At 55.6% G+C, this 13,277-nt stretch carries 13 protein-coding genes; 8 read left to right on the top strand and 5 right to left on the bottom strand.

The window, feature by feature from the left end:
* Nucleotides 1-137: 137 nt before the first annotated feature.
* Together KJS55_RS15215 and KJS55_RS15220 are read left to right on the top strand one after the other, a co-directional pair.
* Nucleotides 138-386, top strand: a complete 249-nt coding sequence (locus KJS55_RS15215) for a DUF6514 family protein (RefSeq protein ID WP_213543773.1) — start codon at nucleotides 138-140, stop codon at nucleotides 384-386.
* 80 nt (nucleotides 387-466) lie between these two features.
* On the top strand, nucleotides 467-2,170 hold the full coding sequence (locus tag KJS55_RS15220) for a glutamine--tRNA ligase/YqeY domain fusion protein (RefSeq protein ID WP_213543932.1): 1,704 nt from the start codon (nucleotides 467-469) through the stop codon (nucleotides 2,168-2,170).
* A 575-nt stretch (nucleotides 2,171-2,745) separates the two neighbouring features.
* On the opposite strand, the gene KJS55_RS15225 is transcribed toward KJS55_RS15220, so the two are convergent.
* Nucleotides 2,746-3,156 (bottom strand): PaaI family thioesterase, encoded by a 411-nt coding sequence (locus KJS55_RS15225; protein ID WP_187028616.1) that lies wholly within the window; start codon nucleotides 3,154-3,156, stop codon nucleotides 2,746-2,748.
* Nucleotides 3,157-3,358: 202 nt separating this feature from the next.
* Between KJS55_RS15225 and KJS55_RS15230 the strand changes: the two genes are divergently transcribed.
* Together KJS55_RS15230 and KJS55_RS15235 are read left to right on the top strand one after the other, a co-directional pair.
* Complete coding sequence (locus tag KJS55_RS15230; protein WP_213543774.1) at nucleotides 3,359-3,550, top strand: hypothetical protein; 192 nt, start codon at nucleotides 3,359-3,361, stop codon at nucleotides 3,548-3,550.
* A 74-nt stretch (nucleotides 3,551-3,624) separates the two neighbouring features.
* Nucleotides 3,625-4,902 carry a carbohydrate-binding domain-containing protein gene (locus tag KJS55_RS15235; protein ID WP_213543775.1) on the top strand — a complete coding sequence of 426 codons (1,278 nt, stop codon included), beginning with the start codon at nucleotides 3,625-3,627 and terminating at the stop codon, nucleotides 4,900-4,902.
* Between the two features lie 34 nt (nucleotides 4,903-4,936).
* Here KJS55_RS15235 and sigG read toward each other — a convergent pair whose 3' ends face one another.
* Nucleotides 4,937-5,707, bottom strand: coding sequence for an RNA polymerase sporulation sigma factor SigG (gene sigG, locus KJS55_RS15240; RefSeq protein ID WP_187028612.1), 771 nt, complete (start codon nucleotides 5,705-5,707; stop codon nucleotides 4,937-4,939).
* 168 nt (nucleotides 5,708-5,875) lie between these two features.
* Here sigG and KJS55_RS15245 point away from each other — a divergent pair, with 168 nt between their 5' ends.
* Nucleotides 5,876-6,160 (top strand): YlmC/YmxH family sporulation protein, encoded by a 285-nt coding sequence (locus tag KJS55_RS15245; protein ID WP_187028610.1) that lies wholly within the window; start codon nucleotides 5,876-5,878, stop codon nucleotides 6,158-6,160.
* Between the two features lie 58 nt (nucleotides 6,161-6,218).
* Here KJS55_RS15245 and KJS55_RS15250 read toward each other — a convergent pair whose 3' ends face one another.
* Nucleotides 6,219-8,036 (bottom strand): DUF4261 domain-containing protein, encoded by a 1,818-nt coding sequence (locus KJS55_RS15250; RefSeq protein ID WP_213543776.1) that lies wholly within the window; start codon nucleotides 8,034-8,036, stop codon nucleotides 6,219-6,221.
* A gap of 303 nt (nucleotides 8,037-8,339) precedes the next feature.
* On the opposite strand from KJS55_RS15250, the gene rpsB reads away from it, so the two are divergent.
* Both rpsB and tsf read left to right on the top strand, forming a co-directional pair.
* Nucleotides 8,340-9,065: a 30S ribosomal protein S2 gene (gene rpsB, locus KJS55_RS15255; RefSeq protein WP_187028606.1), complete on the top strand. Its 726-nt coding sequence runs from the start codon at nucleotides 8,340-8,342 to the stop codon at nucleotides 9,063-9,065.
* A gap of 51 nt (nucleotides 9,066-9,116) precedes the next feature.
* Nucleotides 9,117-10,037, top strand: coding sequence for a translation elongation factor Ts (gene tsf / locus KJS55_RS15260; protein WP_213543777.1), 921 nt, complete (start codon nucleotides 9,117-9,119; stop codon nucleotides 10,035-10,037).
* A gap of 499 nt (nucleotides 10,038-10,536) precedes the next feature.
* Here the strand turns inward: tsf and KJS55_RS15265 are convergent, their stop codons facing one another.
* Both KJS55_RS15265 and KJS55_RS15270 read right to left on the bottom strand, forming a co-directional pair.
* Nucleotides 10,537-11,913, bottom strand: coding sequence for an MATE family efflux transporter (locus tag KJS55_RS15265; protein WP_228300579.1), 1,377 nt, complete (start codon nucleotides 11,911-11,913; stop codon nucleotides 10,537-10,539).
* Nucleotides 11,914-12,046: 133 nt separating this feature from the next.
* The gene (locus tag KJS55_RS15270; protein WP_187028600.1) at nucleotides 12,047-12,460 is read right to left on the bottom strand and encodes a nuclear transport factor 2 family protein; all 414 of its coding nucleotides are present in this window, start codon (nucleotides 12,458-12,460) and stop codon (nucleotides 12,047-12,049) included.
* 156 nt (nucleotides 12,461-12,616) lie between these two features.
* Here KJS55_RS15270 and KJS55_RS15275 point away from each other — a divergent pair, with 156 nt between their 5' ends.
* Nucleotides 12,617-13,273: a site-2 protease family protein gene (locus KJS55_RS15275; protein ID WP_213543778.1), complete on the top strand. Its 657-nt coding sequence runs from the start codon at nucleotides 12,617-12,619 to the stop codon at nucleotides 13,271-13,273.
* Nucleotides 13,274-13,277: the final 4 nt, after the last annotated feature.

A 13,277-nucleotide genomic window follows, 5' to 3' on the forward strand; every position in this document is an offset into this window, starting at 1 on the left:
GGAGCTGTGTGCAGAGTCTGGTTTTCTGCCGTTTCATTAAAATTTCCGACAAAATTCGACATAATTTCTGAAAGGGATATGTTACCCTTTGATCCACAAGACGATTTGTGTTCAAACATCTTGAGGAGGCGAGATGCTTGCGAAAACTGCTTGTGGGAGCTGCGGAGTGCAAAGGGGCTCCCATTCATTACTATTTGCTTGTGGAGACGTTGGAAAACGGAGTGGAGACCTACGGTGTTCTGGTGGAGTACCTGACGCAGCGGACAGAGGTCCCCGGCATTACCGTTTTCCGCCGGCGGGCCGAGGCATTGCTGGAGCTTTTGCGGCGGGGAAGGGTCACGCCGGTGACAGTCCGGGACGTGATGGAGGATTGGCTGCTGATTTGAGACTTGATTTGATTTCCCTTGCTTTTTTGCGGGTAAGACGGTATAATAAAAAATTACTTGCACAGAAGGGAATGACAGCCATGACTGACGAGATCAAAACCATGCAGGAGGAGCCCGCGGAGAGCCGAAATTTCATCCATGCCTTTATTGAGGAGGATATCGCCCCTGGCGGCCAATTTGCCGGCATGACGGTTCATACCCGTTTTCCGCCAGAGCCAAACGGCTATTTGCATATTGGCCACTGTAAGGCGCTGACCATCGACTTTGGCACGGCGGAAAAATATGGCGGCCTTTGTAATCTGCGGATGGATGATACCAACCCCACCAAAGAGGACGAGGAGTTTGTGGAGGCCATCAAGGAGGATATCCACTGGCTGGGCTTTGACTGGGGAGACCGGTTTTTCTATGGCTCTGATTATTTTGAAGAGGACTACCGCCAGGCAGTGGGCCTGATCAAAAAAGGCTTGGCCTATGTCTGCCAGCTCACGCCGGAGGAGTTTAAGGAGTATCGGGGCAGTATCGGTGTGCCCGCGAAGAGCCCCTATCGGGACCGGCCTATGGAGGAGAGTCTGGACCTGTTCGAGCGGATGAAAAACGGTGAGTTCCCCAATGGCGCTATGACGCTCCGGGCTAAGATCGATCTGGCATCCGGTAACTTTAATATGCGGGACCCGGTGATCTATCGTATCAACCACCTTCCCCATCACCGCCATGGCAACAAGTGGTGCATCTATCCCATGTACGATTTTGCCCACCCGATCCAGGACGCGCTGGAGGGCATCACCCACAGCCTCTGCTCGCTGGAGTTTGAGGCCCACCGCCCCTTGTACAACTGGGTGGTGGAGCACTGCGATCTGCCTGCGAAGCCCCGGCAGATTGAGTTTGCACGTCTTGGCATTGACCACACGGTGATGAGCAAGCGCAAGCTCCGGCGCCTGGTGGAGGAGGGGAAGGTCTCCGGCTGGGATGATCCGCGGATGCCAACCCTCTGTGGACTCCGGCGCCGTGGGTATACGCCCAAGGCCATCCGAAATTTCTGTGAGCGCATCGGTGTTGCAAAATCCGCCAACGTGGTGGAGTATGGCTTTTTGGAGCACTGCCTGCGGGAGGATTTGAACGAAACCGCCCAGCGGGTGATGGCCGTCACCCGGCCGGTAAGGCTGACGATTACCAATTATCCGGAAGGGAAGACGGAGACTGTCACGGTGGAGAATAACCCCGTGGACCCGAATTCCGGCACCCGGGAGGTGGCTTTTTCCGGCCACCTCTGGATTGAGGCGGATGACTTCCTGGAGACCCCTGTGCCCAAGTATAAGCGCCTGTTCCCTGGCGGGCCTGAGTGCCGCCTGAAGGGGGCCTATCTTATTACCTGTACAGGCTGCGTTAAGGACGCGGAGGGAAATGTGGTGGAGGTCCTCTGTGAATATGACCCTGACAGCCGGGGCGGAGACCCCGCCGACGGCCGGAAGGTGAAAGGAGCCACAATTCACTGGGTGGACGCGGCTACCGCCGTGGATGCGGAGGTGCGGCTGTATGAGAATCTCTTCACGGACCCGGACCCTGATGGGGCTGATCAGGACTTTATGGAGTGCTTAAATCCAGAATCTCTGGAAGTCCTCACCGGCTGCAAGGTGGAGGCGGGTCTGGCAAGCGCCGAGGCGCCTGCCAGCTTCCAGTTTATGCGGCTGGGCTATTTCTGTCTGGACAACCGGGATTCCAAACCCGGACACCTGGTATTCAACCGGAGCGTCAGCTTAAAGGATAGCTTCAAGAGCGCAAAGTAAAAGGAGGCCGCGGATTTTATCCGCGGCCTCCTTGCTTCCATGTACGGGGAACGGATGGAAGTTTCCCATTGCCAGCCCTGGGGACCGCTGAATGCGGCGCTTAAAATCCATACAGAACAGTTATGAAATCAAGGTGCCGGGATTGCCGTTGGTTTTCCCCAGGCTCTGCCAAGACGAACATAGATAGGCCATCTTCCTCCCGGCTGGCGGAATAGGCTACCAGGTATTCCCTTTCATGCTGGAGGGGCGCTTCCCTTTATCTTCTATGCCTTTCAGCATTCCGCTCCCGGACCAGCGGTGCTTTTCCCGTTTTGGCGGAGAGACGCCATAGTGCAATATCCATCAGAGGGACTCCATCTCTTCCATCTAGGGGTGGTGATTCTTTGGCGAGGTATGACTCATGTATGGTAGAGACTCCTATCAAGAGGGGATCGCATGCCGAGGTATCTCACCCGTACAAAACCAGTTTCTGCAACAAGAGGATATTCCTTCCAAAACACAAAACTGATCAATCCAGATGATGGAGCGATATAGAAAAACAAACCCGGCGCAGAAAATTTTCTGCGCCGGGTTTGTTATAGCTCAATTTTCTGGTCCAACTGGAAGAATGTAAAAGTCCCGGTACCCAAGAGTATACCGTCCTGGTTAGTGACGCGGGCTTCATAGACGGAGACGGTTTTCCCATGCTTGATCTCCCTGGCTTCGGCGGTGAGATGGTCTCCAACACGGGCGCTGCGGAAGAATTGATAGGAAGCGTTTAACGTGACCGCCATATAGCCATAGGAGGCCATAGCAGAGCCACAGGCATTGTCCGACATGGAGAAGTACACGCCTCCATGGGGAACCCCCAAAGGATTAGCGTCATCCGCGTCTACAGTCTTTACCACCCGGGCATAGCCGGGGCGGATCTCCTCTAGTGCCATGCCTATGCGCTGGGCAAAGCGATTCTGCTGGTTGCGGTACTCTGTGAGTTTTTGAAAGTCCATAGGTCGGTTCCCCTTTTTGTTTCCATGGTAGCACAAGCGCAAAGCGCCATTGCGGTGCATTTTCTTTCGTTCATGTACAGTGAATATTGTACTCTTTTTCCATCCGGACGTCAATTTTTTAGACAAAATTTTAAATGGTTTTCAGAATGATTTCAGGAGCTGCCGTTAAACTGTCCCTATCAACCAGAAAGGATGCTTATTTATGAAAATCAGAATTTCCTTGTTGCTGGCGCTCACTCTGGCGCTCTCTGGCTGCGGACAGGCGGAGAGCACGGAGGATACGTGGAGCGATGCTGTGCGGATAGAATTTTCAGACGACAGCGTCACGGTGGACGGCAATGCTGCATCTGCAGATAGCGCTGTTTACACGGAAAACGACATCATTTTTATTTAGAGGGGCAGGGCGTTACCTACGGAGAAGGTACAGAGGCGGATGCTCACTCGCAGGCGGAGGCAGACGCCCACACCGTGGTTCACATCACTCAGCCTGGCACTTATGTTCTCAGCGGTGAGCTCTCTGCAGGACAGATCGCCGTGGATTTGGGGGAAGGCGCGGAAACGGACCCAGAGGCTGTCGTTACCCTGGTCCTTGACGGTGTTGACATCACCTGTACTGTGGCACCCGCTGTGATGTTCTACCGCGTCTACGAGTGCGGCTCCACCGATGGAGACGCGGCCTCCTGGGAGGTAGATACCTCCGCAGCCGGCGCTAACATCATGATTGCCGACGGCACAGAGAATACCATCCGGGGGTCCTATGTCGCGCGGATTTATGATCCGGAGAGCGTCACACTCAGTGAGGACGGAACGGAGGTAGAAGACGCGAAAAAGCTTCATAAGTATGATGGCGCGTTTTACTCCAGAATGTCTATGAATGTCAGCGGCGGCGCGGCGGGCACCGGTGTACTGAACATTTATGGGGAGAACGAGGGGCTGGACACGGAGCTGCACCTGACGATTCAAAGCGGTGTTATCAACATCTTCTCGGGAAACGACGGCATCAACACCAATGAGGACGGCGTGTCCGTCACCACCATTAACGGCGGCGCTCTCTCCATTCAGGTCACCGGCGAGACCGGGGAGGGGGACGGTATTGACTCCAACGGCTACCTGGTAATCAACGGCGGAACCGTGACCGCGGCGGCCTGCTCCCAGAGCGCGGACGCGGGACTGGACGCGGATAAGGGGATTCTCATCAACGGCGGCACGGTGACGGCCTCCGGCAACATGCTGGACAACATTGAGACTGGAGGCCAGAATTATGCGGTGTTCTCCTTTACTTCCCGTCAGAGCGGCGGCACCTATAGGCTGAAAGACAACAGCGGAGGGACGGTGCTGGAGTGGACGCCCACCAACGACTTCACTTCCTTATTAGTATCCAGCCCGGAGCTTGCCCCAGGAGAATACACGCTTTGGTGCGGCGAGGTTCAGTTGGCCGGCAGTGCCGGACAGGGAGACGGTCATCCAGACGGTCGGCCGGGTGGAGCGGAGGACGGTGACATACCAGAGCCTTCGGACAATGGTGTGGAGGCTCCGCCGGAGAATGCCGGGACAGAGAGGCCGGAGTTCTCCCAGCGCCCGGAGCAGGCCGGAGAAGAGGTACCGGCAGGGGAGAGGCCCCAACACCCGGGGAACGGTGAACTCAGCGAGCCCCTTGACGGCGAGAGAGCGTCAAAACGTTCCGAAGTGTTCACCATACAGGAGGGCGCTTCGTTTTTTCAGAGCATCGCACCTCTGACGGAGTGATAAAAGCGGCCGGGAATTCCCCGGCCGCTTTCATTTATATATTTTTCTTGATGGTGTTGATCGCGCCCTTTTCCAGGCGAGATACCTGCGCCTGCGAGATGCCGACCTCGGCGGAGACCTCCATCTGCGTCTTTCCCTCGTAGAACCGCAGGGACAGGATGCGCCGCTCCCGCTCGTCCAGCCGGGCCAGAGCGTCCTTCAGGGCGATGCGGTCCGTCCAGTTTTCGTCGGTGTTTTTCGTGTCGCCGATTTGGTCCATGACACAGGTGGTATCGCCTCCATCGGAGTAGACCGGCTCGTATAAGGATACTGGGTCTACGATGGCGTCCATGGCAAACACCACCTCCTCCCGGGGAATCCCTAGCTCCTTGGCAATCTGCTCCACGGTAGGCTCCCGCTGGCTTTCGGCAATGAGCCTGTCCCGCACCTGCAGGACCCGATAGGCGGTATCCCGCATGGAGCGGGAGACCCGGATGGCGCTGTTGTCTCGGAGATAACGGCGGATTTCACCGATGATCATTGGGACGCCATAGGTGGAAAAGCGCACCGGCTGCGTGATATCAAAATTGTCAATGGCCTTAATCAAGCCCACGCAGCCCACCTGAAACAGGTCGTCCGCGTTCTCTCCACGGCTGGCAAAGCGCTGAATTACCGATAGCACCAGTCTCAAGTTCCCTTCGATCAGAGCCTGACGGGCCTCTTGATTTCCCTCTTTGGTCTGGCGCAGCAGCTCCATAGTCTCGTCGTTTTTCAGAACCTTCAGCTTTGCGGTGTTGACGCCTGCGATTTCGACTTTTCCCTGCATGAAAGCCGCCCCCTGACCATACAAAAAGTTGACTGTGGTCAGTATGGCCTCCGGTCTTTTTTCCTATACTGGGAGCTTTTGTCGCTTTGTGGAGGGAAGCCGGAAAAGCTCCTACAGTCATAGGACAACGTTCGCCACGCATAAAGTTTTTTCGAGGAGGGGTGCGTGATGCAGTGCAGAATCCAGGACTTGCGGCGAAAAGAAGTGATCAATATTTGTGACGGCTGCCGGCTGGGATATGTGGCGGATGTAGATATCCGCATACCGGAAGGACAGGTGGTTGCCATTGTCGTTTACGGCCCCTGCCGCTTTTTCGGACTCTTCGGCAGAGGAGAGGAGTACTACATCCCCTGGGAGTGCATCCAGCGGATTGGGGACGATATTATTTTAATCGACAAGCCTTTTCAGCGCCGGGACCCAACTCTGGATCGAAAGCGGCGCAAACGATTTTAAGAAAAGAAACTGCCCAGCGGCATATGCCGCTGGGCAGTTTAGCGAATGGCAGCAATCATCATGCAAAGAGATTTGGGGTGTCTGCCGGATAGCTGATTTTCAAGGTCATCCCATCGTGCCACACGCCGGTGCTGCGGGTGATAGGCAGCCGCTGATCTTCCGTAAAACCAAGGGTTTCTCCGTCGTGCAGGATCACATCCTCCGTCACAACATATCCCGCCAGATCAAATAGAAAGCTTCGCAGGGCACCGGGGGCGGCATCTGTGTCCAACACCTCAATTTCATCTTTTCCAAAGGACTGCAGGCCGTCGGTATAGCCGCACAGTCCGCCTTCCCTGCGGTATAGGCCCAGCCAAACCAGGTTTAAAAGAGGAAGCTCCTCTGACATGGCATCTGCGGCCTCGTGATAAAATTCCGGCTGATACACGGTGCCGTTTGCATAAATGCCCAGCACACCCGCCTGCTTGCAGGCGGTACGAACCAGCTGTACCTGGAGAGATCCGGCGTCTCTGGGGTCCTGGTCTCTGGAGAGGACAGAAACCAGAATTTGACCGCGGTGGCGTTTAACGGTCTCTTCCGCTTCCGGCCAAAGGTAGTTACGGGCAGCGTTTTCCTCTGCCTCGCCCCGGGGCACCGGGAAGGGGTAAAGACTGACGGCGGCCATCAGCCCGCCTACCTCAAATACAAGGGTACTGGAGCCATCCGCATCATTCTTCTGTACCTCGGTAAGACAGGGGATTCCCCACTCGTCTCGCAGGTCTTGGCGAAATTGATCCACATCCCATACAGGCTCCTCTAACAGAACGAAAGCCAGAAAGGTGCCGCCATCCGGACGCTCCAGGGCAGGCTGGCCCGCCTCCTCCCGCAGGGAGAAGTCCGGCTCAAAATAGACGATCTGCTGAGAGCTCTCCCGCTGGTAGCAAAGCCGGAGAACCCGGTCGGGCTGGACAGCAAACCACTGAAATTCCAGGCCGTCTGTCGAAAGCCCCGCCTGGGCGGCCAGGAATGTCCGTCCCCGTCGATCCAGCTCCGGCAGCCGCCACACAAGCTCCTGCACCCAAACCAGAGGCAGCTTGGAACAGGCTGCCTCATTCAGAAAAAACCGGCCTGTCAGCGTCCGGCCTTGATAGGGGATTGTACAGGTACAGTATGGGGCATCCGCTTCCCAGCCCGTGAGGTGGAGGGCTTCTTTCAGCGCTGCCAGATTGCTGCGGTCACAACAGATGCCAGACACCGACAAACGCTTATCAGATATCTCGGCCGCGTCCGTCTCTCCGGACTGGAGCCGGCTGTCACAGTCCGGATCAATCCAGTGAAACTCCATCTCCTCCAGAGTGCGCCCCTCCTCAATTTCACGGCGGAGGGTGGTGAACTCATAGTCGCCTGGCACCAGGGCGAGACCCCGCCGGACCGCATCCAGAGCACCCGCCTGGTCCTGAAAATGGGCCCGGAGCTTGCCGACTTCCAGCCATCCCCAGGGGTATTCCGGGTCCAGAGCAACGCCGGCCTCCGCAGTCTCCCGCGCTTCTTCCAGACGACCGCAGTACATCAAGGCGCAGGCGTAGCGGTAGTACCAGACACCACTCCGCGCCGACTCTGCCTGAGGACGCGAGGCTGGCATCCACTGGGCTGCCCGGTAATAAAATCTGTATTCATCCAAGTTGTTGCAGGCATAGGCATACCAGAGTGCCAACTCCAGGTCTTCCTCCGCCTGTTCCTGTGTAAAGAGTCCCCGGCGCACGCCATCCCGTACCCGCTCGTCCAGGTAATCCAGCATTTTATAAAAATAGCCGGATGTCGTGCCGCACATTTCTTCCAGGGACTCAAGATCCTCTTTTGTAAGAATGGGCACCTTTGTGCCCGACAGGTTTTCCATATTCCGTTCCTCCCGATTTGTCTGAGACCATTCACTGCTGGAAGCAGAAATATTATAGCAGACCGCCAGGTGCGGCGCAATCATAGATATGACTTTTTGGCCTCCATACGGAAATCAGCACGGAGAATCTTGGATGTTTCACGGATTTCTGGGAAAAAATACTTGCATTGACAGCTCTCTTGTGGTATTATATTTCAGCATTCCGCACGGCGTGTCGACTTTCTGTCTGTGCCAGACCTGGTTGGCAGAAGGGATGAAGCCGCCGGAGGTAGAACTAAATTTGATTTGGAGGAACAAACAACTATGGCAAATTCTAGCGTCGTTTCCATGAAGGCCCTGTTGGAGGCAGGCGTTCACTTTGGTCACCAGACCCGCCGTTGGAACCCCAAGATGGCTCCCTATATTTATACGGAGCGCAACGGCATCTATATTGTGGACCTGCAGAAGACCGTCCGCAAGCTGGAGGAGGCATATAACTTCGTCCGTCAGCTCAGCGAGAGCGGCCAGTCCCTGCTGTTCGTTGGAACCAAGAAGCAGGCGCAGGAGGCCATCCGTGAGGAGGCTACCCGCTGCGGCCAGTTCTTTGTTAATGCCCGGTGGCTGGGCGGAATGATGACCAACTTCAAGACCATGCGCACCCGCGTGGACCGCCTGAACCAGCTCAAGACCATGCAGGAGGACGGCACCTTTGACATGCTGCCCAAGAAAGAAGTCATGAAGCACCTGGGTGAGATCGCGAAGCTGGAGAAGTACCTGGGCGGTGTGAAGGATATGAAGAAGCTCCCCGGCGCTCTCTTTATTGTGGACACCCGCAAGGAGCGCAATGCCATTGCCGAGGCCCATAAGCTGGGCATCCCCGTGGTGGCTATTGCCGATACTAACTGCGACCCTGATGAGATTGATTATGTGATCCCCGGCAATGACGACGCCATCCGCGCTATCAAGCTGATCGCCTCTATCATGGCTAACGCCGTGCTGGAAGGCAAGCAGGGCGAGCAGATGGAAGAGGCTGTCGAGAGCGCTGAATAAAGGCCCCGCCTGTTCTGGCTCGTTATCAAATGATTATTGGAGGAACGTAACATGGCTTTTACAGCAGCTGATGTAAAGAACCTGCGCGAGATGACCGGCGTGGGCATGATGGATTGTAAGAAGGCGCTGACCGAGTCCGACGGCGACGTGGATAAGGCTATTGAATATCTGCGCGAAAAGGGCTTGGCCGCCTCTGCCAAGAAGGCTGGCCGCATTGCCGCGGAGGGTATGGCCTACGCCGCTGTGATTGATGGCATGGGCGTGGTGGTTGAGGTCAACGCCGAGACTGACTTTGTAGGCAAGAATGAGAAGTTTGTGGACTTCGTCAAGGGCGTGGCCGCCACCGTGGCCGCCAACAAGCCTACGGACCTGGATGCACTGATGGCCTGCAAGTACAATGGCACCGACCGTACCGTGACCGAGCAGCAGCAGGAGATGGTCTTGGTGATCGGAGAGAACATCAAGGTCCGCCGCTTCGCCTTCTTCGCTGACGGCGTCTCCGTTCCCTATATCCACGCCGGCGGCAAGATCGGCGTGTTGGTGAACCTGGAGGTCTCCGGCGGCATCGACGTTTCTGAGATTGGCAAGGACGTGGCCATGCAGATCGCCGCGCTGAATCCCCGCTTCTGGGATAAGTCCCAGGTGACTCAGGACGTGCTGGACGAGGAGAAGAAGATCATGATGGTCCAGATGGAGAATGATCCCAAGATGGCCAGCAAGCCCGAAGCCGTTCGGGAGAAGATCGTCATGGGCAAGCTGAACAAGTTCTATTCTGAGAACTGCCTGCTCCAGCAGGATTTTGTCCGCAGCGACGTCTTCGCTGGCACTGTGGAGGCATACATGGCCTCTGCTGCCAAGGCGCTGGGTGGTACGGTTACCTTTAAAGATGCCGTGCGCTTTGAGAAGGGCGAGGGCATTGAGAAGAAGCAGGAGAACTTTGCCGCTGAGATCGCCTCTATGGTGAAGGGCTGATTTCTAGTAAGTGAACCGGCAGGAGCGGGCGCTTTCGCGCCCGCTCCGTTTCTTTTTCTCTTCTATCTGTTCTGCCTCTGCTGCGTACAAGCGCTTTTCTGGATTCATAGCCTTTGGAAGAAACGAGTTTTACTGCCTGTGACCAAAGTAAAATCGAGAGCTTTCAAAGAGCAAAAACAGGAGGACTTGCCGCTTCCGTGATCGGGACACGCTTTCAGGAAAATGGCAGAATGTAAAGCCCCGGAGTCTGAAGGCTCCGGGGCTTTTTTATCAGGGATCATCCAGGATGACAGTATGGATCTCTTTCTAGTCACCCATCATCTGCGGTTCATTTTTGGAAATGAAATACGCCTAAAGACCATAAAAATGTACCAGGAAAATGGCTACTATCAGGGAAAAACTTGTTGAAGAAACGCTGCCTATTTTAATTAAGGAGGGGAGATACAATCTATGTATCTGCTGTTGGCTGATGGATGGATTGAGCTGCTCGCAAGAGGACTCACCCCTGAGAGAGCCACCCTTGCTGCTGCCAGCTGGAAAATTCCCGCCGCGCCAGCAGCAGACAAAGAAGAAACGTCAGAACATCGGCAATGGGAGCTGCCAAAAGAGCGCCGTCCAGCCCCAGCTGTCCCGCCAACAGGATAGCCAGGGGGATCAAGAAGAAACCCTGACGGGCCAAAGGAATTGCCAGGGCCTTAACTGGCTTTCCAATACCTTGAAAGAAGGAGGCAGTGGTCAGGTGCAGCCCATAGAGGAAAAAGGCCATCATATAGAGGTGGAAGCAGTGCTGCGCGCAGTCAAGATACAGGGGATTGTCCCGGACAAACAGGGTTGCGATTTGCCGTGGGAGCGCCAAGAAAACCAGGAACCAGAGCACAGAAATTCCAAGAGCAATCATGGCAGCCATACGGTAAGTCTGTCGCACCCTCTGGAAGTGTTTTGCGCCGAAGTTATACCCATTGATCGGCTGCACGGCGGAGGAGACGCCGACAAACATGGAATGGGCGATCTGATACACCTTCATCATCATGCCATAGACCGAAAGAGCGATGTCGCTGCCATACACGCTCAGTGCGCCATAGGTGCGCATCAGGTTGTTCAGCGTGACCTGCACCAGCATGGTGAGCAGCTGTGTGAGCATGCTGGGAAAGCCAAGTGCCAGGATTTTGCTCGTCAAAGCCCGGGTTGGACGCAGTGCGCTCCGGCAAATCCGAACAGTCTTCAGCCTCCGCAGGTAGAGAAGACATAGACAACCAGCGGCCACCTGCCCGATGACCGTGGCAATTCCGGCACCTACAACTCCCATTTCCAGAGGGAAGATGAAGATGGGGTCCAGAATCAGATTGATGACAGCACCTACGATCATGCACTTCATGGAGTACTGAGGACAGCCGTCAGCCCGGATGATGGCCGTTAGGGCGGGACAGATCAGCTGAAAGGGGAACCCCCAGGCGATGGTCCGGATGTAGGACAAAGCTTCGGCGTATGCGGTGTCTGTGGAGCCAAAGAGGACGGCAATCTGGGGCGCGAAAAGAAAGCTGCCCAGCGCACAGATGATACCGCCGACGATCATCAGCGTGACGGAGTGGCTGATGGTATCGTCAGCCTCCCGCTGCTGCTTGCGTCCAAGGCAAAGACTGATGTTGGCGGCGCAGCCGTCTCCAAGCATCAGCGCGATGGCATTGACCAGCACCACCAGGGGAAAGGCCACATTGGTGGCCGCCATGCCGGTAATGCCGACACCCTGTCCAACAAAAATTTGGTCTACAATGTTATAAAGAGAGTTGACCATCAGTGTCAACGCTGTTGGAATGGAATACCGGGCAATCAGACGGGGGATAGGAGCGGTTTCCAGGGGATTGACGGTCTCCTGCACAGGACATCTTCCTCCTTGCGCCGCAGGCAGAAAGCGGCTTTTTAAAAGCATCCAGCAGCAAATCCCAGAATTTGCCTGTTGGATGCTGTGTAGGAAATCAGCATAGCATGGAAGCGGAGAAAAGTCAACGTGGTCAAAACCAGTTTGCCGCTTCCTTCCGGAACCGTGGCGTCCCGCCGGCTTGGTAGGGGTTGTAGCGGTTCCGATTGCAGCCGAATTCCTTGAGAAAGCGAATCTGGTTATCAGCCGTCCATTGAATCAGTGAGACTCCGTCAAATTCTTCGCGTCTCCCATCGTGCATGGTATTTTTGAAATACCATTCCACCACCGTTTGATCGCCCTGGTGGAAATACTGCTGGATATCCCATTTCAGGACTTTGCCGCGGGTGTTCCACTCTTCAAACCAATGCTTGACCAGCGCGCGCCCCTCATAAGTGGGACCCCAGCTTTCAATATAGAGGATGTCCTCCGTAAAAATTTTGTCGATACCCAAGTCTTCCTGCTGCAGCCACATGTCAAACCACAGCCGTATGATGCCCTCGCGCATGATGTCATCCTCCAGCTTGTTTTTTTAGAACAGCATCAGCATATCATAGGCGGATGGTCCGCCGCAAGCGTTCCAACCGGGATTTTTCCTTGTAATTCAGAGTGCTGTTTGGTATAATACACCTGTATGTCTGGGTATTTTGATGAGGAGGGCGTTATGCTGCACTATCTGCAAGAGCTTTTCCACGCCCTGGATTTTCAATCGCTGGGGGATGCGGTTTTACGAATGGCGGCCATTTTTCTCTGTCTGACCGTCCACGAGACCTGCCATGGCCTTGCGGCCTATGTGCTGGGAGACCCCACGGCAAAGTCCATGCACCGGCTCTCTCTGAACCCCCTGCGGCATATTGACTGGCTTGGACTTGCCATGATGTTCGTGGCGGGCTTTGGCTGGGCGAAGCCGGTGCCAGTGAACCCCGGCTATTTCAAAAAGCCTAAGCAGGGGATGGCGCTGACGGCTCTGGCGGGCCCGGTATCGAATCTGGCGCTGGCGATTTTGACGCTGGGCGCGTTTCGGATCATTTATAGTTATGTCCCGTATTTCCCCGGAATCAACTGGATCTTGAATTTTCTGATAGAGACCTCTATGCTCACGGTGGGCCTGGGAGTATTCAACCTGATCCCCATTCCGCCGCTGGACGGCTCCAAGGTGCTGGCGGCCTTTCTGCCGGACAGCGCTTACATGCGCCTCATGCACTATGAGCGGTACGGTCTGCTGCTTCTGCTGGTGCTGTCACTTCTGGATGTGGGCGGCCGCTCTATCAGTCGGATAATTTTTGCCGTGTGGTCGGCGTGTTACGGCCTCATTTTTTAGGGGG

The sequence above is a fragment of the Pusillibacter faecalis genome, from assembly GCF_018408705.1.
GTDB classification, from domain to species: Bacteria; Bacillota; Clostridia; order Oscillospirales; family Oscillospiraceae; genus Oscillibacter; species Oscillibacter faecalis.

Coding starts and splice junctions, on each gene's coding strand:
- KJS55_RS15220 (WP_213543932.1), top strand. CDS start 467: ATGACTGACGAGATCAAAACCATGCAGGAGGAGCCCGCGGAGAGCCGA.
- KJS55_RS15225 (WP_187028616.1), bottom strand. CDS start 3,156: ATGGACTTTCAAAAACTCACAGAGTACCGCAACCAGCAGAATCGCTTT.
- KJS55_RS15230 (WP_213543774.1), top strand. CDS start 3,359: ATGAAAATCAGAATTTCCTTGTTGCTGGCGCTCACTCTGGCGCTCTCT.
- sigG (WP_187028612.1), bottom strand. CDS start 5,707: ATGCAGGGAAAAGTCGAAATCGCAGGCGTCAACACCGCAAAGCTGAAG.
- KJS55_RS15245 (WP_187028610.1), top strand. CDS start 5,876: ATGCAGTGCAGAATCCAGGACTTGCGGCGAAAAGAAGTGATCAATATT.
- KJS55_RS15250 (WP_213543776.1), bottom strand. CDS start 8,036: ATGGAAAACCTGTCGGGCACAAAGGTGCCCATTCTTACAAAAGAGGAT.
- rpsB (WP_187028606.1), top strand. CDS start 8,340: ATGGCAAATTCTAGCGTCGTTTCCATGAAGGCCCTGTTGGAGGCAGGC.
- tsf (WP_213543777.1), top strand. CDS start 9,117: ATGGCTTTTACAGCAGCTGATGTAAAGAACCTGCGCGAGATGACCGGC.
- KJS55_RS15270 (WP_187028600.1), bottom strand. CDS start 12,460: ATGCGCGAGGGCATCATACGGCTGTGGTTTGACATGTGGCTGCAGCAG.
- KJS55_RS15275 (WP_213543778.1), top strand. CDS start 12,617: ATGCTGCACTATCTGCAAGAGCTTTTCCACGCCCTGGATTTTCAATCG.